Origin of the sequence: Micromonospora sp. NPDC048898 (assembly GCF_043198035.1) — a bacterium.
GTDB lineage: Bacteria > Actinomycetota > Actinomycetes > Mycobacteriales > Micromonosporaceae > Micromonospora.
Map to the genome: position 1 here is coordinate 207,599 of NZ_JBICUF010000001.1, position 22,576 is coordinate 230,174.

Genomic DNA, 22,576 nt, shown 5'->3' on the forward strand with positions numbered 1-22,576 from the left:
AGCCTCGCACCTCGCTCCCCGCTTCGGGTCATTGGGGATCGGCTACGTTCGCCGGTGGTAGTGGTTGCGGCGTGGGATCTGGTCGGGGTCGAGCCAGGCCGGCGGGACGAACTCCGGTTTGCCGTCGCCCCCCAGCCGGACCACCCACTCGGTCTGGTGCAGGTGCCGATGGTGGTGGCCGCAGAGCAGCACCGCGTTGTCGAGACTTGTCGGGCCGCCGTCGGCCCAGTGTCGAATGTGGTGGGCGGCGCACCACCGGGGCGGCCGGTCGCACCCGGGGAAGGCGCAGCCGCCGTCGCGCAGCACCAACGCCCGTCGCAGCGGGCCGGTGACGAGGCGTCGCTGCCGGCCCACGTCGAGGACCTGACCGGCACCGCCGAGCACGGCGGGCAGGATGGCGGCGTCGCAGGCGAGCCGACGCACGGCCTCCGGGGTGACGTGCGCGCCGGTGTCGAGGGTGCCGGCACCCAACTGCCGGGTCAGCCCGTCGAAGTCGGTGGTGACGACGAGCTGGGCCGGGTCGCCGCCGTGTTCGGGCAGCTCGCCGGTACGCAGCACCAGCCGGCACACCTCGGCGAGGGCGTCGTGCCGACGCTGGCCGGCGGTGCGGGTGTCGTCGGGCCCGCAGGGTGCGCTGAGCGGGTCGATGGCGGCGCGCACGAGCGCGGCGGTCTCCGCGTCGAGGGTGCCGCTGAGCCGTAGTCGCCCGCCGACCCGCTCGGAGACGGTGACATGCCGGTCGCGGGCGGCGCGAGCGGCCTCGGCCTCCAGGGCCGCCGCCGCGGCGGCGTCGGCGATCTCGGGTGCGACGTGGTCGAGGATCCGGCTGCCGAGCCTGCGCAGCAGGGTGGGGTCGAACTGCGCGGCCCAGTCGACAAGCACGCCCACGGCCTTGTCGGCGACCTCACCCCCGGCGCGGGCCGACACGGTGGCGACCGCCTCGGCGATGACCCGGGCCTGCTCCACGGTGACGGCCCCGCTCGCCAGAGCGTCACGCACGGCGGGCGGTGCCACGTCGAGCGAAGCGGCGAGGCCGACCAGTCGACGGGCAGCGGCGACGTCAAGGCGTAGGCGGTGACGCAACCAGACGGTCGTCGAGGACGCGCCCTGCCCGACCGCGGTGCCCCGACCGTCCAGCTCCCGAACGACCGCCAACTGCACCGCCGCCAGCCGCTGCTGAAGCCGGTGCGTGGCGTCGAGCGCCGCGACCAGGTCGTGCTCGGAGAGCGCCCAAACGGACGCGTCGGCGCAGGTCGCCACCGCACTCTCCGCCCGTGCCAACTCATCGATCACCACCAAACCCTAGAACAGGTGTACGACAAGTTCGCGCGACACCGGCGGCCGCGCACACGGTCAACGTCGAGCCACTGCTGGCGTACGCGATGCGGCGCGTCGAGCAGCCCGAGGACGCGGCCGACATCGTCGCCGAGACCGTCCTCGTCGCCTGGCACAGCGTTGCCGCTGCGGCAGACCGGCTCTACCGAGGCGGCTACCCGCCCTCGACTGTCCGTTTGATCCACGCCAGGTAGTCGGCCGAGGCGTGAACGACCGCCGTGGCGGTGACCTGAGGGTTTTCCCACGGGTGTGCGTCGATGAGGTACGCCTCCAACCGCGGGTACCTGTCGGTCGTGGTGTACAGCAGCACCTGCCATTCCTCGCTCATGCCCTGCTCGCCGAGGTGCCAATACACCGACAGCACCGGTCCGGCCACCTGCGCGCCTGCCGCCAAGCGTGCCGCCGTTGCGCCTTCGGCCAGCCGCACTGCCGCTTCCCGGGTGGGGGCGGCGGTGGACACCTGCATGTAGTCGCTCACCTCGCAAAGGCTAGCTGGGTGGCGGGTATACGGACCCGCACAACGAGGTGCCAGAAACCCCCGACCTGTCCTCTGCGGGAGAGTCGGGGGTTTCCCGTCGTTCCGGCAGCCTCAGCGGGCTACTTGGCTGCCTTCACGTACGAGACGAACGCGCCCCAGGTCACCGGAAGGAAGGCCAACGCAGGGCCATCCTTATCCTTGCTGTCCCGAACAGCGACGACACCCGGAATGTTGTCGGCAACCTCCACACAGTTACCTTGTGCTCCGCTCCGGGTGCTCTTGCGCCAGGCCGCGCCGGTCAGATCAATCATGGTGCCTCTCCTTGATTCCCTGCATCAGCTTCCGGGATTCCTCAACGCTCAACGCTTGAGCGGTGAGGGCGTTCCAAACTTCCGCGTACGTCCTGACCTCTTCAACTCGATCCAGGTAGAGCGCACCCGAAAGACCCTCGTTGTATACCGTCGTCGGCTCGGCGGACCTCGCCCCGTTCGTCGGAAAGTCGAGGATGACGAATCCGCCCGACACCACGACTTGAGTGATCGCGCCGTTCAGCGGCAGCACCCTGATGGACACATTGCGTGCATCACTAGCCCGCACAAGCTTGTCTATCTGTGCCGGCATACCGGGCACGTCTTTGTGTAGTAGAGCTTCCTCGATGATCACGTCCAGTGCGGGAGCGGCAGGCCGCTTCCGCGTTAGTAACCGCTGGCGCTCGATACGCAACTCAACCAGCTTTGCCGCTTCGTCGTCCGGCACGCTCGGGCGCGTACGGACCACCTGCGCTGCGTACTCCGGCGTCTGCAACAGCCCCGGCACCACCGCGTGCTCATAGCTCCGGGTTCGACTGGCCGCTGACTCAAGCCCGACGTACAGCTCAAACCAGCGCGGGATCACCTCGCCATAGGCGTGGTACCAGCCCTTGCTCTTGGACTCCTTGGCCAGGCTGACGAGGACGACGGGTGGCTGCGGATTGATGGATACCAGTTGAACCCCGCTGGTGACGCCACGGCCCGGAGGTCGATATTCGTCATACGCGGCGGCCTGGTGAAGGTCACCGCTCCCGTGATCGTCCAGCCTGCTGCCCGGCCACGACGGCCGCGTTACCCAGCGCGCGCGTAGCCGCACCGGCGTTCGCCGCCTCAGGCAACCTCGTCGTCGGGAGTGCGCTTGGCGCGGCTGGGCTGCACGCGCTTGGGTTCGCCTGGCATCTTCGGGTGGTCCGGTGGGTAGGGCAGGTCGCCCTGGCCGGCGGCGGCGTCGCGGTCGGCCCACTCCAACAGCGGGGTGATGTCCCACGGTGCGTCGTCGATGCCGGCGTGCGGGTCGCCGCGCTCGGCGAGCCGCGTCGGCACGGTCCGCAGGTCGAAGTCGTCCGGGTCGACGTCGGGCAGCTCGTCCCAGGTGACCGGCGTGGAGACGGTGGCCCGTGCGTTGGCTCGCAGGGAGTACGCGCAGGCGATAGTCCGGTCCCGGGCCATCTGGTTGAAGTCGACGAAGACCCGGCTGCCGCGCTCCTCCTTCCACCAGGCGGTGGTGACCAGGTCGGGGTTGCGGCGCTCCACCTCCCGGGCGAGGGCGATGGTGGCCCGGCGCACCTCGGTGAACGTCCAGCGGGGCTGGATGCGCAGGTAGACGTGCACGCCGCGACCGCCGGAGGTTTTCGGCCAGCCGGTCGCGCCCAGCTCGTCGAGGAGCGCGCGGACCTCCGCGGCGGCCTGCGCGGCGTCGGCGAAGTCGGTGCCGGGCTGCGGGTCGAGGTCGATACGCAGCTCGTCGGGTCGGTCGACGTCGGCGGCGCGCACCGGCCAGGGATGGAAGACGATGGTGCCCATCTGCGCCGCCCAGGCCACGTGCGCCAGATCGGCCGGGCACAGCTCCGCCGCGCTGCGACCGCTGGGGAAGGTGATCTGGGCGGTCGTCACCCAGGGCGGCACCCCTCGGGTGGGCACCCGCTTCTGGAAGAACGCCTCACCCTCGACGCCCTCGGGGAAGCGTTGCAGCGTGGTGGGCCGCTCCCGCAGGGCACGCATGATCCCGTCGCCCACCGCCAGGTAGTAGTGGAAGACGTCCGCCTTGGTGAAGCCCCGCTGGGGGAAGATCACCCGATCGGGACTGCTCAGTCGTACGCTGTGCCCGGCCACCTCGACCTCGGTGACCGCTGCCTTGGTGCCCGCCATCTCGCGACCTTATGCCACACCCCCGGCGTTCGACGTACCGTTGACGGGTGAGTCTTGACGACAACGAACTGCCCCGCAGCGAAGACGAGTGGCGGGTCCGGTTGACCCCCGAGGAGTTCCACGTCCTGCGGGAGGCCGGCACCGAGCGCCCGTGGGTCGGTGAGTACGTGGACACGAAGACCCAGGGGGTCTACCACTGCCGCGCCTGCGGGCTGGAGCTCTTCTCCAGTGACACGAAGTTCGACTCGCACTGCGGGTGGCCGAGCTTCGACGACGCCATCCCGGGCCGGGTGAAGGAGATCGAGGACCGCAGCCTCGGCATGGCCCGCACCGAGATCCGTTGCGCGCGCTGCGACAGCCACCTCGGGCACGTGTTCCACGGGGAGGGTTTCACCCCGAAGGACACCCGGCACTGCGTCAACTCGATCTCGGTCCGGCTGGAACCCCACTGACTTGAGCGGTCCGGGCACAGCGACGCACTCACGGCGTACCCCCGAGCAGCTCGACCTCGGCGGTCCGGGACTGCTCGATCCGCCGGGCCAGGTCGCGGACCTGCTCGTTTCGGCCGACGCCGACCTGGGCTCGGGCCAGGTCGGCCGCCGCGCGCTGATGGTCGGCGAGCACGTCGCGCAGCACCCGGTCGACGTCCGCGGCGGTCGCGGTCCGCAGCCGGTCGAGCGCGGCGTCGTCGCCGTGCCCGTCATGCCGGTGTACGGCCGCACTGGCCCCCGGTCCGGCCGTGGGCAGCCAGCCGCGCATCGCGGTGAGTTCGTCGGCCTCGGTCGCCTCGATGGCGGCGGCCAGGGTACGCAGCGTGTCGTCGCGCAGCCGGTCCCGGGCCAGCGCGACGATCTGCAGGGTGCGTTCGCTGTGCCCGACCATGGTGCTCAGGAAGACCACGTCGATCCCGCTCATCGCGTCCGGCGCGAGGGCGGCTACGGCGCCCCCGGACGCGGCACCCCCGGACGACGCCGGTCCGGCTGCGGGCGCCGGTTGCGGCACGACCGGCGGGCTCGACGTGGGCGACCCGCCGCAGCCGCCGGTGAGCAGCAGCGCGGCGACGAGGGACACCAGACGGGTACGACGGGGCATGTCGGGTGCTCCGTTCACGCGGGGACGGCGACACGGGTGCGACAGGTGGCCGCACCCGTGGGGGTCAGACCTGTTGCCAGAGCGCCGGTACGTTCGGCGGCTCCCAGCCGGGGATCGCCGTGTGCGCCTGCCGGCAGCGGTATGTCGCTCCGCCGTAGGTGACCTGGTCGCCGACCTGGTACGCCCGGCCCGTCGTCCAACTGCCGCCCGGGGCGGGCGTGGTGGTCGGCGCGGTGGTCGGGGTGGGCCGTGGGGTGGGTGAGGCGCTCGGCGTGGGGCTCGGGTTCGACCCGCCGCCGATCTGCACGTCGATGCAGGAGTAGAAGGCGTTCGCAGTGTCGGAGATGTTCCACACCGCGAGGATCTTCTGCCGCCCGGAGAAGCCGCCGAGATTGACGGTGTGCGAGACCGTGGCGCCCGGCTGCTGGCCGTTGCCGTTGACCACGCCGACCCGGGTGCTGCCGATCCAGTACTCCCAGTTGCTGGTGGCGTGGCGGGCGGTGTTCACCCAGGTGAAGGTCAGCGAGCTACCGACCGAGGTGGCCGGCCAGCCGCGGCTGTCGTCGTTGAGGACGGCGAACTGGGCGATGCCCGCGTTGCAACTGCGCAGGCCCTTGGGCCCTTCCACGCTCTGCGGCTCGTATTTGATCTGCCCGCAGTCGGGCACCCGGCCCTGTGCGCAGAGCGCCTGCCGGCTGGGCGGGGCGGAGACGTAGCCGTGCGCCTGCGCGGGAGCGGCGAGGGCGAGGGTGGCGGTGACAGCACCGGCCGCCACCAGCGGGATGGTGATTCTTCGACGCATCGGGGCGGCTCCTTCTCCAGGGTCCGGTAGGTACCCCTCAACGTAATTTAAACATTGTTAACAGTAAAGACTCCCATCGATAAATCCATCGATGGCGGCCGAGGTAGCGCAACACGCCGGAGCCGACACGCCGCCTAGGCCGCCGGAGAGCGGCATTCCGGTCCGCGCGCGTCCAGACATCCGGCATCCTGGGGCGAAACGGTGCAATGAGGGAGGTCGGTCATGGCCACGTGCGAGGTCTGCGGCAACGACTACTGGATGGCGTTCGAGGTGCACACCGTCAGCGGTGACGTGCACACCTTCGACTCCTTCGAGTGCGCGATCCACCGGATGGCACCGATCTGCGAGCACTGCCAAGTCAAGATCGTTGGGCATGGCGTCGAGGTCAACGGCCGCTTCTTCTGCTGTGGGCACTGCGCCCGCGCGGTCGAGGGCGCCGAGGGCGCCGAGATCCGCGACGCCGTCGGCGCACGCCCCGCCTGACCGCACACCGGCCGAAGAACGCCCCCACCCGGGCACGATTCTGCGCTACGGTCGTCGCCATGCGGCCACCGCTGGGTGTTCTTCCCCCGCCGCGCTCCTGAACGGAGCGCCGCGCCCTCGCCGACCGGGTGACTGACCCGGTTCGGCCCCCTGCCGTACGCGCTCCGTCGACGTCGTCCCCGTCAACGGCTCACCCTTCGGAGCGCATCCGTGTCCCTCTCCCGTACCGTGCCGCCGGCCGCCCCGGCCACGACCGTCCGTTCGGCCCGCACCGGCCTGATCCAGATCACCGTCACCGGCGTGCTGTGGGGCACCACCGGCGTGGCGGTGCAACTCCTGCGTGACAGCACCGGGCTCAGCCCGGTGAGCATCGGTTTCCATCGACTCGCGATCGCCGCGCTCGTGCTGCTGGCGTGCACCGCCGGCCGGCTCGGCACGATCCTGGCCGCCCTGCGCGCGGCACCCGTACCGCTGCTGCTCACCGGCATCGGCCTCGGTCTCTACCAGGCGCTCTACTTCGCCGCCGTGGCCTGGGCCGGCGTCAGCGTCGCCACAGTCGTCAGCCTGGGCCTGGCCCCGGTGCTCGCCGCGACCTGGGAGTCGGTGCGCGCCCGACGGCTCCCCGGCCCGCTGCGCCTCGGCACGCTCGTCGCGGCCGTGGCCGGCCTCGCCCTGATCACCGGCGCCACGGCGGACCCCAGCGTGGCGGCCCCCGCCCCACTGCTCGGCCTGCTCGCCGCGGCGGGCTCCGGCCTGGGGTACGCGGTGACCACCCTGATCAGCCGGGAGGTGTCGCAGCGCACCGGGCCGATGACGTTGACCACCGTCTCCACGGTGGTCGGTGCGCTGACCCTGGCGCCGTTCGCCCTGGTCGCCGGGGCCAGCGTGCCGGTACGCCTGGACGCCGTGGCACTGCTGTTGCACCTCGGGGTGGTCACCACCGCGGTGGCGTACGCGTTGTTCTACGCCGGTCTGCGCACGACTGAGGGCAGCGTCGCCGCCGTGCTGACCCTGCTCGAACCGCTCACCGCCGCGGCACTGGCGGTGGCCCTGCTGCACGAGCCGCTGCCGCTGCCGGTCAGCGTCGGCGGTGTCCTGCTGCTCACCGCCGTGGCCGCCACCTACCTCGCACCCGACCGGGACGACACCAGGTAGACCGGCTCGACCTACCATCGGTGGATGCCCCAACAGACCACCGAGATCCGGACGGCGTCCTTCGCCGACCTGAACGCCCGCACCTTCCACGACCTGCTCAAACTGCGCATCGACGTGTTCGTGGTGGAACAGAACTGCCCGTACCCGGAACTCGACGGACGTGACGTGGACCCGGGCACCCGGCATCTCTGGCTCACCGACGGCGGCGCGCCGCTGGCGTACCTGCGAATCCTGGCCGACCCGGACGGCGCCGCCCGGATCGGTCGGGTGGTGGTGGCCCCGGCGGCGCGCGGCGGCGGACACGCCGGCCGGCTGATGACCGCGGCGTTGGAGGTGGTGGGCAACCGGCCCTGCGTGCTGGACGCCCAGTCACACCTGGTCGCGTTCTACGCCCGGCACGGTTTCACGGTCAGCGGCCCGGAGTACGTCGAGGACGGCATCCCGCACACCCCGATGCGACGCGATGCCATTGACGGCTGACGATCAGCCTGGCATCGTTCCGGGGAGAGCCAGCGCGGGAGCCAGCGAGTGGGCACGGGAGTGGGCAACTCCCGTCGATCCGGGTGCCGTCGTCCGACCGACCTCATCCCCCCGGGGGCTCCATGTCCACTCTCACCCGATCTCGACGCGTGCTCTGGTTGTTCGCCATCGCGGCGACCAGCACGCTCCTGTTGACGACCGCGATAAACACCATGCAGTCCCAGCCCGCCTCCGCGCACGGGTCGGTCGTCGACCCGGCCTCGCGCAACTACAGCTGCTGGCAACGCTGGGGTGCTGACTTCCAGAACCCTCGGATGGCCACCGAAGACCCGATGTGCTGGCAGGCCTGGCAGGCCGACCCGGCCGCGATGTGGAACTGGAACGGCCTGTTCCGCGAGGGCGTGGGCGGCAACCACCAGGCCGCCGTCCCCAACGGCCAACTGTGCAGCGGCGGTCGCACCCAGAGCCCGCGCTACAACTCGCTGGACACCATCGGCGCGTGGAAGACCACAGCGGTGTCGAACAACTTCCGGCTCCGCTTCTTCGACGGGGCCAGTCACGGCGCCGACTACATCCGGGTGTACGTGACCAAGCAGGGCTTCGACGCGCTCACCGAGCCGCTCGGCTGGGACGACCTGGAGTTGGCCGGTCAGATCGGCAACACGCCGGCCTCCCAGTGGAACCCGGACACCGGCGGCGTCTCCATCCAGATCCCGGTGAACGCGGCCGGGCGCACCGGCCGGCACATCGTCTACACCGTCTGGCAGGCCAGCCACGCCGACCAGTCGTACTACCTGTGCAGCGACGTCACCTTCGGCGGCGGCACGAGCACCCCGCCGCCGACCACTCCCCCGCCGACGACGCCGCCGCCCACCACGCCCCCGCCGACCACGCCGCCGCCGACCACCCCGCCGCCGGCCGGGGCCTGCACGGCGACGTACGAGGTCACCGGCCAGTGGGCCGGCGGCTTCCAGGCCGAGGTGAAGGTCAACGCGGGCGGCTCGCCCACCCGGGGTTGGTCGGTGAGTTGGAACTACAACAACGGCCAGCAGGTCACCTCGTCGTGGAACTCCACGGTCAGCACCAACGGCTCGCTGGTCACCGCACGCAACGCCAACCACAACGGCACCCTCGCCGCCGGCGCGAGCACCACGTTCGGTTTCCTCGGCTCGTGGAACGGCAGCAACCCGGTTCCGCTGGTCACCTGCACGTCGACCAGTTGACCTCCGTCCGGTGCCGCACCCGGGCGGGGGTGCGGCACCGGCCGGCGGGTAGCCCGGGGGTCAGACCAGGCAGTTGACGATCTCGGCGACCGAGCGGCGGCGGCCCGTGTAGAAGGGGACCTCCTCGCGGACGTGCCGGCGGGCGCTGGAGGCGCGCAGGTCCCGCATCAGGTCCACGATCCGGTGCAGCTCGTCGGCCTCGAAGGCGAGCATCCACTCGTAGTCACCGAGCGCGAACGAGGCGACCGTGTTGGCGCGTACGTCCGGGTAGCCGCGGGCCATCTTGCCGTGCTCGGCCAGCATCTCGCGCCGCTCGGCGTCGGGCAGCAGGTACCACTCGTAGGAGCGGACGAACGGGTACACACAGATATAGGGGCGGGCCTCCTCGCCGGCCAGGAACGCCGGGATGTGGCTCTTGTTGAACTCGGCCGGCCGGTGCAGCGCCATCTGCGACCAGACCGGGGTCAGTGCCCGGCCCAGCGTGGTGCGGCGGAACCGCAGGTACGCGTCCTGCAGCGCGTCGGGGGACGCCGAGTGCCACCAGATCATCACGTCCGCGTCGGCGCGCAGACCGGAGACGTCGTACACGCCCCGGACCACCACGTCCTTGCCGGCCAACTCGTCGAAGAGGGCCACGACCTCGCCTGTGACGTTGTCCCGCAGTGACGGCAGCGGGGCACTGGCCCGGAACACCGACCACATCGTGTAGCGGATGCTGTCGTTCAGCTCCCGCAGGCGCGCCGCGTTGGTCTGCTCGGTCATCTCGCCGATCCTCCCAGTGCTGTAATGATCTCGTCGGCCGCCGTCTCGCCGGAGCGGACGCAGACCGGGATGCCGACGCCGTCGTAACCGGCGCCGGCGAGGACCAGGGTGGGGTGCGCGGCCCGCAACGCCGCCCGTGCGGCGGCGAGCCGGTCGGCGTGCCCCGGGGCGTACTGCGGCAGCGCACCGCCCCACCGCTGCACGTGCCCGTCGACCGGGGCGGGCAGCGGGGTGCCGAGCACCGCCGACAGCTCTCGGTGCACGGTGCTCGCCAGGTCCGCGTCGGGGCGTTGCAGGTGCGCCTCCTCGCCGTACCGGCCCACCGAGGCGCGCACCAACGCCAGCCCGTCCGGCCGGCGCAGGTGCCCCCACTTGGTGGTGAAGAAGGTCGCCGCTTTGATCAACAACCCCTCGGTGCTGGGCACCAGGAAGCCGGACAACTCGGGCAGGTGCGGTTGCGGCAGCGCCAGGGTGACGAGCGCGACACTCGCGTAGTCCAGCGCACCGACGCCCGCCGCGACCGCCGGGGCCGGGTCGGCGAGCAGCCGGGCCGCCGGTCGCGCCGGCACCGCCAGCACCACGGCGTCCACGTCCACCATCGACGACTCCAGCTCGGCGCGTCTGCCGCCGCGCCGCGACCTGGAGCCGTCGTCAGGATCGCGGGTCGGGCCGACGGTGAGCCGCCAACCCGTGCCGGTCGGGGTCAGCTCGCGGACGGCGGCGTTTCGCCGGACCGTCGCACCGCTGGCCGTCGTCGCCGCCTCGACCAGGGTGGTGAGCCCACCCGCGATGGTGCCGAACACCGGGGCGCCGGGAGCACGCGGCGCGGCGGCCTGCGCGGCCCGGACCGCGCCGGTCAGGGTGTGCTCCACCCGGGCCGTGCGGGCCAGCGCCGGCATCGTCGTGACCAGGGAGAGATCGTCGGCGCGGCCCGCGTACACGCCACCCAGCATCGGGTCGACAAGCCGCTCGACCACCTCGTCACCGAAGCGGGACCGGACCAACGCGCCAACCGAGACGTCCGCGTCCGGACCGACAAGCGGCCGCCCGTCGTCGGTGTCGGCGCCCGCGGCCGGGCGGGCGACCGACGTCACCCGGTCCAGATCCCCGGGTACGCCGACAAGCGTGCCGCCCGGGATGGGGCGCAGCCCAGCGTCGATCACCAGCGCGGCCTGCCCGACCGTCGGGTGCACGACCTTGTCGGTCAACCCCAGTCGCCGGATCAGGGCCACCGCGGCGGACTCGCCCCCGGTCGGGTCCCGCAGCAGGAACGACTCGGCGCCGAACTCCACCGGCTGGCCGGCCAACTCCCCGGTACGCAGCTTGCCGCCCAGTGCGCCGGACTGCTCGTACACCGTGATCTCGGTGCCGGCCGGTGCGCGCTCGCGCAACCGGACCGCGGCGGCCAGCCCGGCGATCCCGCCGCCGACCACCGCCACCCGCCAGGGCTGCCGCATCGCCTTCTCAGCCCTGGTCGGCCCGGCGGCTGGACAGCTCGTGCACCAGCGCGACCACCCGGGTCAGCACCTCCGGGTCGGTCTCCGGCAGCACACCGTGGCCGAGGTTGAACACGTGCCCGGGGGCCGCCCGGCCCTGCTCCAGGATGCGGCGCACCTCGGCCTCCACCACCGGCCACGGCGCGAGCAGCACGGTCGGGTCCAGGTTGCCCTGCACCGCCTTGTCCGGGCCGATCCGCCGCGTCGCCACGTCCAGCGGGGTACGCCAGTCCACGCCGACCACGTCCGCGCCGGCCTCGCCCATGGCACCGAGCAGCTCGGCGGTGCCCACCCCGAAGTGGATCCGGGGCACCCCGGCGCCAACGAGCCCGCTCAGCACGGCTGTCGAGTGCGGCAGCACGTAGCGGCGGTAGTCGGCCTCGGACAGCGTGCCGGCCCACGAGTCGAACAGCTGCACGGCGGAGACCCCGGCCTCGATCTGCACCCGCAGGAAGGCGAGGGTCACCTCGGCCAGCCGGCCGCAGAGCGCGTGCCACAGCGCCTCGTCGCCGTACATCAGGGCCTTGGTCTTCGCGTGGGTGCGCGACGGCCCGCCCTCCACCAGGTAGCTGGCCAGGGTGAACGGCGCGCCGGCGAAACCGATGAGCGGGGTGTCGCCCAGCTCGACCACCAACTGCCGGACCGCCTCGTCCACGTACGAGACGTCGTCGCGGGTGATCGGGCGGATCCGCTGGACGTCGGCGGCGGTGCGGATCGGCTCGGCGACCACCGGGCCGGTGCCCGGCACGATGTCCAGGTCGACGCCGGCCGCGGCGACCGGCACCACGATGTCGCTGAACAGGATGGCCGCGTCCACTCCGTGCCGGCGCACCGGCTGGAGCGTGATCTCGGTGACCAGCTCCGGGCGGCGGCAGGACTCCAGCATCGGCACTGTCGCCCGGATCTCCCGGTATTCCGGCAGCGAGCGGCCGGCCTGGCGCATGAACCAGACCGGGGTGTGCGGGCCGGGCCGTCGTCGGCAGGCCCTGACGAAGGGCGAGTCGGCTGGTCCGCCGGGGCGGGGTTCTCCGTCTCGGGCGACAGAGCCCGTGGTGTCCGTGGTCATCGCCGCAATCGTGCCACGCCCACCACCCCCACCCCACCTGGGGTGAAGGACGAGCGACTTCTGCCAAAGCCCCGGTGGGGCACGGGTGTCGGCGCGCCGTCGAAGCGGGGGACCGACTGCGGCATAGGCTGCCGACATGGCCCCCCCGATCGCGCTCCCGGAGACGTTCGCCCGCGCGGTCGCCGGGCTGCGATCGGCGACCCCCCGGCCGGAGATCACGCTGGAGGAGGTCGGCGCCCCCCAGCGGTTGGCCCCGTACGCGTTCGCGCTCTCCGCGGCGGTGCTGCGCGACGGCGACGAGGTGGCGACCGGCCGGTTGATCCTGCTGCACGACCCGGTCGGCCACGAGGCGTGGCAGGGCACCCTGCGGTTGGTCACCTACGTGACCGCCGAGTTGGAGGTCGACCTGGCCGCCGACCCGCTGCTGCCCGGGGTCGGCTGGACGTGGCTGACCGACGCGTTGGACGCCCATGACGCCGACCACCGGGCGATCGGCGGGACGGTGACGCAGACCATGTCGACCCGGTTCGGCGACCTGGCCGGCCCACCGACCGTGGGCGACATCGAGATCCGCGCCTCCTGGACGCCTGTCGACGACGACCTGACCCCGCACCTGCTCGGCTGGTGCGCACTGCTCGCCTCCACGGCCGGCCTTCCCCCACCCGGCGTGACCGCCCTCTCCGACCGCCGTCCCGCCGGCGCGGCCTGATGTTCGGCGCCCGCAAGGACACTTCGCGGACACCTGACCGACACGCGCCGGACCGGCTGCACACGCCGGATCATCGCGCGCACTAGGGTTGGCAGGTGACCGACGAACCACCCCTGCGCCGTCGGCCCACCGAAGAACTCCCGGGCAACGCACCCCAGCACCCGCCGTCGGCCCAGCCGCAGCCGGCGGGCGACGGGGTGGACCCGACCGACGGTGGGCCCGTTCCGCTGATCGCACCGCGTGACGGCACCCCCGAGCCGGTGGCCGCTCCGGCCCAGCTCGCCGAGGTCGTGGCCCGCTTCGCGGCGGGCAGCGGCCCCGTCGCCCTGGACGCCGAGCGCGCCTCCGGCTACCGCTACAGCCAGCGCGCGTACCTGGTGCAACTGCGCCGGGCCGGCGCCGGCACAGCGCTGATCGACCCGCTGCCGCTGCCTGACCTCAGTGCGCTGGACGCGGCGATCGGGGATGCCGAGTGGGTGCTGCACGCGGCCAGCCAGGATCTGCCCTGCCTGGCCGAGGTGGGGCTGCGCCCGCGCCGGTTGTTCGACACCGAGTTGGCGGCCCGGCTGGCGGGGTTCGAGCGGGTCGGGCTTGCCGCGCTGACCGAGCAGTTGCTCGGGTTCACCCTGGAGAAGCACCACTCGGCCGCCGACTGGTCGAGTCGACCGCTGCCCGAGTCGTGGCTGACGTACGCCGCCCTCGACGTGGAGATGCTCACCGACCTGCGCGACGCACTCGACGCCGAGCTGACCCGGCAGGGCAAGTCGGCCTGGGCCGCGGAGGAGTTCGCCGCGCTGGTCCGCACCGGTGCGCGCCCGCCGCGGGTCCGGGCCGAGCCCTGGCGGCGTACCTCCGGCATCCACCGGCTGCGGGGGGCGCGGGCCCAGGCCCGGGTCCGCTCGATGTGGTACGCGCGGGACCAGATCGCGGCCCGGCGGGACGCCGCGCCCGGTCGGGTGCTGCCCGACTCGGCGATCATCGCCGCTGCCGAGTTGGACCCGAAGGACGAGAAGACCCTGCTGACCCTGCCCGGTTTCGGCGGTCGGTCGGTCCGGCGGTTGGCCCGCACCTGGCTCGCCGCGCTCGACGACGCCCGGCAGTTGCCGGACGACTCGCTGCCGGTCTCCCCGACCGTGGAGGGCCCACCACCGCCACACCGGTGGGCCGAACGGGATCCGGTGGCGGCTGGCCGGCTGGCCCGGTGTCGGGAGGTGGTGGTCCGCATCGCCGGTGAGCACAACCTGCCGCCGGAAAACCTGATCACCCCGGACTCGATCCGCCGGCTGGCCTGGACCCCGCCGGAGGAGCTCACCGAGGATGCGGTCGCGGAGGTCCTGCGCGGCCTCAACGCCCGCGAATGGCAAATAGGCCTCCTCACCCCCGCCCTAACCGAAGCCCTGACCCCCACCCCCTAACCCACCCACCCCCACGCCTGACTTTCTCCGGGGCGGGGGGTGTGGGGTGGGCCACAGGGGGACGTGGGGACCGGGATGGTTACTGGCGAGTAGCATTTGGGGGAACGTGCCCGTGTCGGCGACCCTTGTCCGGTCCGGAGTGCCGCTCCGCGAAGGTCGGATCGTGGTCGAATAGGAGGCTCAAGTGCCCCGTGAAGTTCGGGATGTCGTCTTTGTCGACGGTGTCCGTACCCCGTTCGGCAAGGCGGGTGGCATGTACGCCAACACCCGCGCCGACGACCTGGTGATCCGCTGCATCCGGGAACTGATGCGGCGTAACCCGCAGCTGCCTCCGGAGCGGGTCGAGGAGGTCGCCATCGCGGCCACCACCCAGATCGGCGACCAGGGCCTCACCATCGGCCGCACCGCCGCCCTGCTGGCCGGTCTGCCCAAGACCGTTCCCGGCTTCGCCATCGACCGGATGTGCGCCGGCGCGATGACCGCGGTGACCACCGTGGCCAGCGGCATCGCCATGGGCGCGTACGACGTCGCCATCGCCGGCGGCGTCGAGCACATGGGGCACCACCCGATGGGTGAGGGCGTCGACCCCAACCCGCGCATCATCGCGGAGAAGCTTGTCGACCCGTCCGCGCTGGTCATGGGCGCCACCGCGGAGAACCTGCACGACCGGGTCCCGCACATCACCAAGGCGCGCACCGACGCGTTCGCGCTCGCCTCGCAGCAGAAGACCGCGAAGGCGTACGCCAACGGCAAGCTCCAGGACGACCTGGTGCCGATGTCCATCCGGGACGAGGAGGGCGGCTGGGGCCTGGCGACTGTGGACGAGGCCCCACGGGACACCTCGCTGGAGAAGCTCGCCACCCTGAAGACCCCGTTCCGCCCGCACGGCAAGGTCACCGCGGGCAACGCGGCCGGCCTGAACGACGGCGCCACCGCGAGCCTGCTCGCCGACGAGGCCACCGCCCGCGAGCTGGGTCTGCCGGTCGCCATGCGGCTGGTGTCGTTCGGCTTCGTCGGTGTGGAGCCGGAGGTGATGGGCGTCGGCCCGATCCCGTCGACGGAGAAGGCGCTGCGTCTCGCCGGGCTCAGCATCGACGACATCGGCCTGTTCGAACTGAACGAGGCGTTCGCCGTGCAGGTGCTCGCCTTCCTCGACCACTTCGGCATCGCCGACGACGACCCGCGGGTCAACCAGTGGGGCGGCGCGATCGCCATCGGTCACCCCCTCGCGTCCTCCGGCGTACGGCTGATGACGCAGCTGGCCCGGCAGTTCGCCGAGCACCCCGAGGTCCGCTACGGCGTGACCGCGATGTGCATCGGCATCGGCATGGGCGGCTCGGTCATCTGGGAGAACCCGCACTGGGAGGGTGGCAACAAGTGAGCGCACTGGCCGCACCGAACGAGGTCGTCACCCGCGCGCTGCTGCGGCAGGTGAACGTGCCGGGGCTGGACCGGCCCGCCGCCCTGATCACGTTGGACAACGGGCTCGACCACACCAAGCCGAACACCTTCGGGCCGGGCGGGCTGGCCAGCCTGGACGAGGCGATCACCGCCGCGCTCGCCGCCGATCCGGCGTTCATCGCGGTCACCGGCAAGCCGTACATCTTCTGCGTGGGCGCGGACATCCTGGGTCTGCCGCAGCTCGCCGACCGCGCGCAGGCGTTGGAGATCGGCCGCCTCGGCCATCGGGTCTTCGCCCGGCTGAAGGACAGCAGCGTCCCCACCTTCGCGTTCGTCAACGGCGCGGCGATGGGCGGCGGCCTGGAGTTGGCGCTGCACTGCCACTACCGGACGCTCTCCGGTGGCGCGGCGGCGCTCGCGCTGCCCGAGGTCTCCCTCGGCCTGGTGCCCGGCTGGGGTGGCACCCAACTGCTGCCGAACCTGATCGGCATCCCCGCCGCGACCCAGGTGATCATCCAGAACCCGCTGATGCAGAACAAGATGCTCAAGCCGAAGCAGGCCGCCGAGCTGGGCATCGCGGACATCCTGCTGGAGCCGGCCGACTTCCTGGAGCGCTCCCTGGAGTGGGCGGCCGACGTGGTGCGCGGTCAGGTGACAGTCACCCGGCCCGAGGTCGACAAGGACATGTGGGCGGGCGTGCTCTACTTCGCCCGGGAGACGCTGAACCAGCGGCTGCACGGCGCGGTCCCGGCCGCGTACAAGGCGCTGGACCTGCTGGAGACGGCCAAGGACGGCGACTTCGCCGCCGGCACCGCCGCCGAGGACGAGGCCCTCGCGGACCTGGTCTTCTCCGAGGAGCTGCGCAGCGGCCTGTACGCCTTCGACCTGGTGCAGCGGCGGGCCAAGCGGCCGGCCGGCGCACCGGACAAGGGCCTGGCCCGCACCGTCACCAAGGTCGGCATCGTCGGCGCCGGCCTGATGGCCAGCCAGTTGGCGCTGCTGTTCGCCCGTCGTCTCCAGGTGCCGGTCGTCATGAGCGACCTGGACCAGTCCCGGGTGGACAAGGGCGTCGGCTACGTGCACACCCAGATCGAGAAGGCCGTCACCAAGGGCCGGATGGACAAGGGCACCGCAGCCAAGCTGTACGGGCTGGTCAGCGGCACTGTCGACAAGAGCGCCTTCGCCGACGCCGACTTCGTCATCGAGGCGGTCTTCGAGGACCTGGGCGTCAAGAAGCAGGTCTGGGCCGAGCTGGAGAAGATCGTCTCCCCGGAGGCGGTGCTCGCCACCAACACCAGTTCGCTGTCGATCACCGAGATGGCCGCCGAGCTGGAGCACCCGGAGCGGGTCGTCGGTTTCCACTTCTTCAACCCGGTGGCGGTGCTGCCGCTGCTGGAGATCGTCCGCGGCGAGCGTACCGACGACGCCACCCTGGCCACCGCGTTCGCGGTCGGCAAGCAGCTCAAGAAGTCGAGCGTGCTGGTCAAGGACGCGCCGGCGTTCGTGGTGAACCGGCTGCTCACCCGCTTCCTGGGCACCGTCTTCGCCGCCGTCGACGCCGGCACACCGCTGGACGTGGCAAACAGCGCACTGGACCCGCTGGGCCTGCCGATGCGCCCACTCGCCCTGCTCCAGCTGGTCGGGCCGGCCGTCGCGTACCACGTGGGCGGCACCCTGCACGCGGCGTACCCGGAGCGGTACGGCGTCAGCGAGAACCTCAAGCGGATCGCCGACTCGGGTCAGCCGATCGTGGTCGACGACCAGGTCAACGACGAGGTGGCCAAGCTGCTCGTCGTGGGTGACCAGCCGCTGACCGCCGAGCAGGTACGCCAGAACGCGCTCGACGCGCTCGCGCAGGAGATCCGGCTGATGCTGGACGAGGGCGTGGTCGCCGAGGCGCAGGACATCGACCTGTGCATGATCCTGGGCGCCGGTTGGCCGTTCCACCTGGGTGGCGTGACGCCGTACCTGGATCGGACCGGCACCTCCGAGCGGGTCACCGGTCAGCGGTTCCTGCCCCGCGGGGCGGCGAGCCTGCCCGCCTGAGCAGAGCGCAGCACCACCGTCGCGGTGGTCGGACCATCCGAAGAGGACGGACCGACCACCGCAGACTCATTCCGAGCCGCCTGCGACACCGAATCGATTTAGATCTCCCGCTGCAAATGGTAGGCGTAGCCAACGTCGACGCACCGGTCGACGCGGTCAGAGAACGCCGCCGCGCTCACGCATGCGACGTGCCCATAAGGCGTGTAAGGGAAACTGGCGACGAATACCCAGGCCGCCTGAGCCGGTGAGGCGACAGCTACCAGTGCGGCGGACATCAACGAGGCGCAAATTGCGGCGCGGATAGCCCTCTTTTTCATCACAAGCTCCTTTTCCTCGTGGACTGGTTGGCAGCAATCCAATATTCAGAAAGGACAACAACGGCCCCAGATTTCTAAAGCCATGAATGGCTATCACGAGATCACGCCAACGGTCAAGCAAGCAGTGAACAGCGGCTGAACCCATGCCGCATTCGAGCTGGTCAGAGAACGCCGACAGGCAGGGACAGCAGGAATGCGCGGGTTACGCTACTATCACGGCCGGAAGGGCTTCGGTCTGGAGACCTGCCGACCAACTCTTCCAGGCCATCGATCCTGCTTCCTAGCCGGTGTTCAAAGTTGGGACTACCACAACCTCGAGGGCAGACATGGAAGGGTTGCTAGAGAGAGCCATGGGCCATGTCATGGAATCGACAACGGCCGCGTCGCCTCGGGGGTCGAACACCCGCCGCAAGCCCCGACTCTCCGGCATCAAGAATCGCGCGCCAACTCCACCTCCAGCACGGGTTCGAACGCATGTTCAAACGCAGGGGACTTAAGATGAGTGGCAGCAGGTTTGCTCGGACCATTCACTTACTCAGCGAGCCGCCTGACTCGGCCGCACAGCGATCGGTCCTAGGCAAGCGGGAGAACGCAAGTTAGTTTGGTTTGCGGGTTGGCCGAATAGGACTTCGCGGGTTGGCCGAATAGGAAATGGCCCACGCCCCAGCCTTGCCGCGACCGACGGGTTGACCTGTGTGAGGGGTGCCTCGGTAGCCAGCGCCGACACCCGCTGCCGCCGACCATATCAAGCGAGACGAAGGTCCACCGTTGACTTTCCATCAGAACCGAGACCGCCGGCTCGATCTGGATGCGAAGGGTGGGAACGTGCAACCGCGCGCAGGACGCTCACATGCCATTTGCAGCGCACCACGTAGCCCATCGCAAGGCGCTAATCGCTCCAAAGCAGCGGTCGTAACGAGCGTCACCGGCGCGGAGATCGTGAACCGGTGCAGCTTCCTCGCCAACCACTACGGTTAAAGGTAGGCCCGCACCGGCTCGGTCGCCCTCTTGTCCATCTGCCCACGTCCTTCGCTGGCTCGCTGTGGCCGCTCATCTAACACCACGCCGCCTGCCCCGCCGCCCTCGTGTCGATCATGACCGCATACCTCGCCGGGCCACCGAACAAGCCAGGACCGCGTTCGTAACGCGACGGTCGGGTCTCCGCCCCGGCGACGTGACGCCGGGGCCCCGGCACCCGAAGGTGGCCGGGGCCCCGGACCGTACGCTTGCGGTCAGGCCTGGTCTCCCGCCGCGACCCGCGCCGCCGCTGCCGCCGTCCGCTCGGCAACGTTGCCGAGTATGCAGAACTCGTTGCCCTCCGGGTCGGCGAGCACCACCCAACCGCCGCCGGTCGGGCCGACGTGATCGGCGACGAGCGTCGCGCCGATGCCGATCAGCCGCTCGACCTCCTCGGCCCGGGTGCGGTCGGCGGGTTGCAGGTCCAGGTGCAGTCGGTTCTTCACCGTCTTGCCCTCGGGCACGGCGAGGAACAGCACCTCCGGGCCGCCCGGCGGCAGGAGCATCGCCTCCGGGTCGCCGGGGAAGTCGTCCGGCTGCCGGGGGCAGTCGAAGACCTGCGCCCAGAAGCCGGCCAGGGCGTACGTGTCGGAACAGTCGATGCTGATGTTGTGGATCGTCGAACTCACAGCTGGTCCTCCACAGTGGTGGTGGCGACACGTTCCCCGGCGCTGCGCAGCACGCAGAACTCGTTCCCCTCCGGGTCGGCGAGCACCGCCCAGCCCGTGCCATCGGCGTTCCGACGGTCGGTGACCAGGGTGGCACCGAGGCCGAGCACCCGTTCGACCTCCTCATCTCTGCTCCGGTCGACAGGTTCCAGGCAGATGTGCAGCCGGTTCTTCGTCACCTTCTCCTCCGGCACCTCTTGGAAGAACAGGTTCGGGGTGGCGTCGTCCGACGGCAGCAGGGCCGCCTCCGGGTCACCCGGGGCGTCGTCGGAGTGTCGGGCGTACCCGAGCACGGCGGCCCAGAAGCCAGCCAGGGCGTACGTGTCGTGGCAGTCGAAACTGATGTTGCGGATCCGTGGATACACGGGTGTTCCCTCCGAATGGGATGGGACGCTCCGCTGCCCGGGGTCAGCCGGCGGAAACCCGGGGTGCGGAGCCCTGACGTGTGGACATCGACGCACCCCCTTTCCGCTCGCGAGCTGACCTGGGTGATCTTCCCAGTGGTCGGGCGCCGCGCGCAACCCCGTTCAGCCGACGGTGGGCACCGAGCCGTTGACCGCCGGGGCGTCGGCCGAGGGCAGCGTGACAGTGACCTCCAGGCCACCGCCGGGCTGCGCGATCACCCGTACCGTGCCGCCGTGTGCCGTGCAGACCGCGCGGACGATGGACAGGCCCAGCCCGGACCCGCGGGCGCCGGTGCGTTCCCGGCCGCCACGCCGGAACGGCTCGAACAGCCCCGGCACGTCGGCCTGGTCCACCTCGAACCCCGTGTTGCCGACCACCAGCCAGGACCGGTGGCCGTCGGTGCCGGTACGCACCCAGAGCCGACCGTGCAGGTGGTTGTAGCGAACCGCGTTCTCGATCAGGTTGCCGGCCAACCGGTCCAGCAGCCCCGGGTCACCCACCACCGGCGCGGACTCCAGCGACGTCTGCACCCGCAGGCCGATCCGTTCCACCTCGCGGCGCATCGCCGACAACGCGTTCGCGGTGCCCGCCGAGAGGTCACACTCGGTACGTCGGCCCAACTGCCGCCCGGCCTGCGCCTCGCTGCGGGCCAACACCAGCAGCGCGTCTACCAGGCCGTTGGCCCGCTCGGACGCGTCCCGGACCACCGTCGCCATCCGGCGGTACTCGGCGGCATCCGCGTCGTCGTCGCTGAGCGTCACCTCGATCTCGGTACGCATCACGGCCAGCGGAGTTCGCAGCTCGTGCGAGGCGTTCGCCACGAAACGCTTCTGTGCCTCGAACGCGGACGCGATCCGGTCCAGCATGGCGTCGAACGTCTTGGCCAGCTCGGCCACCTCGTCGTCGGCGCCCGAGTAGCCGATCCGCTGGTCCAGGGTGGCCTCGCCGAGGCGCTGCGCGGTCGCGGTGACCTGGTGCAGCGGGCGCAGCGCCCGACCCGCCACCGCGTACGCGCCGGCCACCCCGACCACACTGATCGCCAGGAGCGCGACCAGGCCCTTGGCCAGCAGCTCCCCGGAGGCGGCGTCGACAAGTCGCCGCTGCCACTCGGCCGCGTCCATCCGCCCGCCGTCGGAGAGCAGCACCGTCGTACCAGGCAGCAGCTCGTCGGTGGGGCGCAGCGCGTCGCGGACCAGCAGCCAGGCCAGCAGCACCAGGATCGCTCCCGCGCCGACCAGCAACACGCCGTTGAGCAGCGTCAGTCGCAACCGCAGGGTGGGCCGCACCCGGCGGCTCACCGTGCGCCCTCGGTTCGCGACTGCGGGGCTCGCAAACCCGGCTCACTCCTCGCGCTCACAGCCCCACCTCGGCCGTGCGGTAGCCCGCGCCCACCACGGTCTCGATCAGCGGCGGGTCACCGAGCTTCCTGCGCAGCGTCATCACGGTGACGCGGACGATCGTGGTGAACGGGTCGGTGTTCGCGTCCCAGACCCGTTCCAGCAGCTCCTCACTGGAAACCACCGCGCCGCGCGCCTTGAGCAGCTCGCAGAGCACCCCGAACTCCTTGTTGGTCAGGTCGACCGGCACCCCGGCGCGGGTGGCCACCCGGCGAGCCGGGTCGAGTACCAGGTCGGCAAGTTCGAGCACCGGCGGCGCGGCCGGGGTGGCCCGCCGTCCCAGCGCCTGCACCCGGGCGACCAACTCGTCGAAGGCGAACGGTTTGGACAGGTAGTCGTCCGCGCCGATCTGCAACCCCTCCACCCGGTCGGCCACGGTGCCACTCGCGGTGAGCATCAGCACCCGGGTCAGTGCGCCGGAGGCTGCCAGGTCCGCGCAGATCTGATCACCGTGCACGCCGGGCAGGTCGCGGTCGAGCACCACCACGTCGTACCGGGTGACGAACGCCGCCTCGTGGCCGGCGTCGCCGTCGTACGCCACGTCGACCGCCATCCCCCGCTTGCGCAACCCGCGCGCGATCGCGTCGGCGAGGTTGCGCTCGTCCTCCACCACCAGTACCCGCATCCCGGCCTCCTCGCTGCTGACCACCGA

At 71.4% G+C, this 22,576-nt stretch carries 23 protein-coding genes; 9 read left to right on the forward strand and 14 right to left on the reverse strand.

The genetic code is table 11. From position 1 onward, the window contains the following. Positions 1–42: 42 nt before the first annotated feature. From ACGFIQ_RS01065 to ligD, 5 genes are all read right to left on the reverse strand, one after another. Complete coding sequence (locus ACGFIQ_RS01065; protein WP_393237419.1) at positions 43–1,293, reverse strand: DUF222 domain-containing protein; 1,251 nt, start codon at positions 1,291–1,293, stop codon at positions 43–45. Positions 1,294–1,489: 196 nt separating this feature from the next. Continuing rightward, entirely contained in the window at positions 1,490–1,801 is a 312-nt protein-coding gene (gene cutA, locus ACGFIQ_RS01070) for a divalent-cation tolerance protein CutA (protein ID WP_393240237.1), read from the reverse strand. A 131-nt stretch (positions 1,802–1,932) separates the two neighbouring features. After that, entirely contained in the window at positions 1,933–2,124 is a 192-nt protein-coding gene (locus tag ACGFIQ_RS01075; RefSeq protein WP_393237422.1) for a DUF397 domain-containing protein, read from the reverse strand. After that, a complete protein-coding gene (locus ACGFIQ_RS01080; RefSeq protein WP_393240240.1) occupies positions 2,117–2,797 on the reverse strand; it encodes a DUF5753 domain-containing protein in 681 nt (226 codons plus the stop codon). The genes ACGFIQ_RS01075 and ACGFIQ_RS01080 overlap by 8 nt, the downstream gene beginning before the upstream one ends. Positions 2,798–2,952: 155 nt before the next feature. After that, entirely contained in the window at positions 2,953–3,990 is a 1,038-nt protein-coding gene (gene ligD / locus ACGFIQ_RS01085) for a non-homologous end-joining DNA ligase (RefSeq protein ID WP_393237425.1), read from the reverse strand. Between the two features lie 47 nt (positions 3,991–4,037). On the opposite strand from ligD, the gene msrB reads away from it, so the two are divergent. Then, the gene (gene msrB / locus ACGFIQ_RS01090; RefSeq protein ID WP_393237428.1) at positions 4,038–4,442 is read left to right on the forward strand and encodes a peptide-methionine (R)-S-oxide reductase MsrB; all 405 of its coding nucleotides are present in this window, start codon (positions 4,038–4,040) and stop codon (positions 4,440–4,442) included. Positions 4,443–4,470: 28 nt separating this feature from the next. Here msrB and ACGFIQ_RS01095 read toward each other — a convergent pair whose 3' ends face one another. Together ACGFIQ_RS01095 and ACGFIQ_RS01100 are read right to left on the reverse strand one after the other, a co-directional pair. Further along, positions 4,471–5,082, reverse strand: coding sequence for a DUF305 domain-containing protein (locus ACGFIQ_RS01095; RefSeq protein ID WP_393237431.1), 612 nt, complete (start codon positions 5,080–5,082; stop codon positions 4,471–4,473). 64 nt (positions 5,083–5,146) lie between these two features. Further along, positions 5,147–5,884 carry a lytic polysaccharide monooxygenase gene (locus ACGFIQ_RS01100; protein ID WP_393237434.1) on the reverse strand — a complete coding sequence of 246 codons (738 nt, stop codon included), beginning with the start codon at positions 5,882–5,884 and terminating at the stop codon, positions 5,147–5,149. Positions 5,885–6,106: 222 nt separating this feature from the next. On the opposite strand from ACGFIQ_RS01100, the gene ACGFIQ_RS01105 reads away from it, so the two are divergent. From ACGFIQ_RS01105 to ACGFIQ_RS01120, 4 genes are all read left to right on the forward strand, one after another. Further along, on the forward strand, positions 6,107–6,367 hold the full coding sequence (locus ACGFIQ_RS01105; RefSeq protein WP_355051720.1) for a Prokaryotic metallothionein: 261 nt from the start codon (positions 6,107–6,109) through the stop codon (positions 6,365–6,367). 210 nt (positions 6,368–6,577) lie between these two features. After that, positions 6,578–7,522: a DMT family transporter gene (locus tag ACGFIQ_RS01110; protein ID WP_393237437.1), complete on the forward strand. Its 945-nt coding sequence runs from the start codon at positions 6,578–6,580 to the stop codon at positions 7,520–7,522. A gap of 24 nt (positions 7,523–7,546) precedes the next feature. After that, a complete protein-coding gene (locus ACGFIQ_RS01115; protein ID WP_393237440.1) occupies positions 7,547–8,002 on the forward strand; it encodes a GNAT family N-acetyltransferase in 456 nt (151 codons plus the stop codon). Positions 8,003–8,124: 122 nt separating this feature from the next. Then, positions 8,125–9,225, forward strand: coding sequence for a lytic polysaccharide monooxygenase (locus tag ACGFIQ_RS01120; RefSeq protein ID WP_393237443.1), 1,101 nt, complete (start codon positions 8,125–8,127; stop codon positions 9,223–9,225). Positions 9,226–9,285: 60 nt separating this feature from the next. On the opposite strand, the gene hemQ is transcribed toward ACGFIQ_RS01120, so the two are convergent. From hemQ to hemE, 3 genes are read right to left on the reverse strand one after another with little or no spacing between them, the layout of a single operon-like run. Further along, positions 9,286–9,987 (reverse strand): hydrogen peroxide-dependent heme synthase, encoded by a 702-nt coding sequence (gene hemQ, locus ACGFIQ_RS01125; protein WP_357070256.1) that lies wholly within the window; start codon positions 9,985–9,987, stop codon positions 9,286–9,288. Further along, positions 9,984–11,444: a protoporphyrinogen oxidase gene (hemG, locus tag ACGFIQ_RS01130; protein WP_393237447.1), complete on the reverse strand. Its 1,461-nt coding sequence runs from the start codon at positions 11,442–11,444 to the stop codon at positions 9,984–9,986. The genes hemQ and hemG overlap by 4 nt, the downstream gene beginning before the upstream one ends. A 7-nt stretch (positions 11,445–11,451) precedes the next feature. Next, positions 11,452–12,549 (reverse strand): uroporphyrinogen decarboxylase, encoded by a 1,098-nt coding sequence (gene hemE / locus ACGFIQ_RS01135; RefSeq protein ID WP_393237450.1) that lies wholly within the window; start codon positions 12,547–12,549, stop codon positions 11,452–11,454. A gap of 136 nt (positions 12,550–12,685) precedes the next feature. Between hemE and ACGFIQ_RS01140 the strand changes: the two genes are divergently transcribed. The 4 genes from ACGFIQ_RS01140 to ACGFIQ_RS01155 all read left to right on the forward strand — a co-directional run bounded on the left by ACGFIQ_RS01140 (position 12,686) and on the right by ACGFIQ_RS01155 (position 18,120). After that, a complete protein-coding gene (locus tag ACGFIQ_RS01140) occupies positions 12,686–13,258 on the forward strand; it encodes a DUF3000 domain-containing protein (protein ID WP_393237453.1) in 573 nt (190 codons plus the stop codon). A gap of 95 nt (positions 13,259–13,353) precedes the next feature. Continuing rightward, positions 13,354–14,673: a ribonuclease D gene (locus ACGFIQ_RS01145; RefSeq protein WP_393237456.1), complete on the forward strand. Its 1,320-nt coding sequence runs from the start codon at positions 13,354–13,356 to the stop codon at positions 14,671–14,673. 184 nt (positions 14,674–14,857) lie between these two features. Beyond that, positions 14,858–16,054 carry a thiolase family protein gene (locus ACGFIQ_RS01150; protein WP_393237459.1) on the forward strand — a complete coding sequence of 399 codons (1,197 nt, stop codon included), beginning with the start codon at positions 14,858–14,860 and terminating at the stop codon, positions 16,052–16,054. Continuing rightward, positions 16,051–18,120 (forward strand): 3-hydroxyacyl-CoA dehydrogenase NAD-binding domain-containing protein, encoded by a 2,070-nt coding sequence (locus ACGFIQ_RS01155; protein WP_393237462.1) that lies wholly within the window; start codon positions 16,051–16,053, stop codon positions 18,118–18,120. The genes ACGFIQ_RS01150 and ACGFIQ_RS01155 overlap by 4 nt, the downstream gene beginning before the upstream one ends. 1,549 nt (positions 18,121–19,669) lie before the next feature. Here ACGFIQ_RS01155 and ACGFIQ_RS01160 read toward each other — a convergent pair. The 4 genes from ACGFIQ_RS01160 to ACGFIQ_RS01175 all read right to left on the reverse strand — a co-directional run bounded on the left by ACGFIQ_RS01160 (position 19,670) and on the right by ACGFIQ_RS01175 (position 22,549). Next, on the reverse strand, positions 19,670–20,083 hold the full coding sequence (locus ACGFIQ_RS01160; protein ID WP_393237465.1) for a VOC family protein: 414 nt from the start codon (positions 20,081–20,083) through the stop codon (positions 19,670–19,672). After that, on the reverse strand, positions 20,080–20,487 hold the full coding sequence (locus ACGFIQ_RS01165; protein WP_393237468.1) for a VOC family protein: 408 nt from the start codon (positions 20,485–20,487) through the stop codon (positions 20,080–20,082). Before ACGFIQ_RS01165 ends, ACGFIQ_RS01160 begins: the two co-directional genes overlap by 4 nt. Positions 20,488–20,649: 162 nt before the next feature. After that, entirely contained in the window at positions 20,650–21,825 is a 1,176-nt protein-coding gene (locus ACGFIQ_RS01170) for a sensor histidine kinase (protein ID WP_393237471.1), read from the reverse strand. Positions 21,826–21,880: 55 nt separating this feature from the next. Further along, positions 21,881–22,549 carry a response regulator transcription factor gene (locus ACGFIQ_RS01175; protein WP_393240243.1) on the reverse strand — a complete coding sequence of 223 codons (669 nt, stop codon included), beginning with the start codon at positions 22,547–22,549 and terminating at the stop codon, positions 21,881–21,883. Positions 22,550–22,576: the final 27 nt, after the last annotated feature.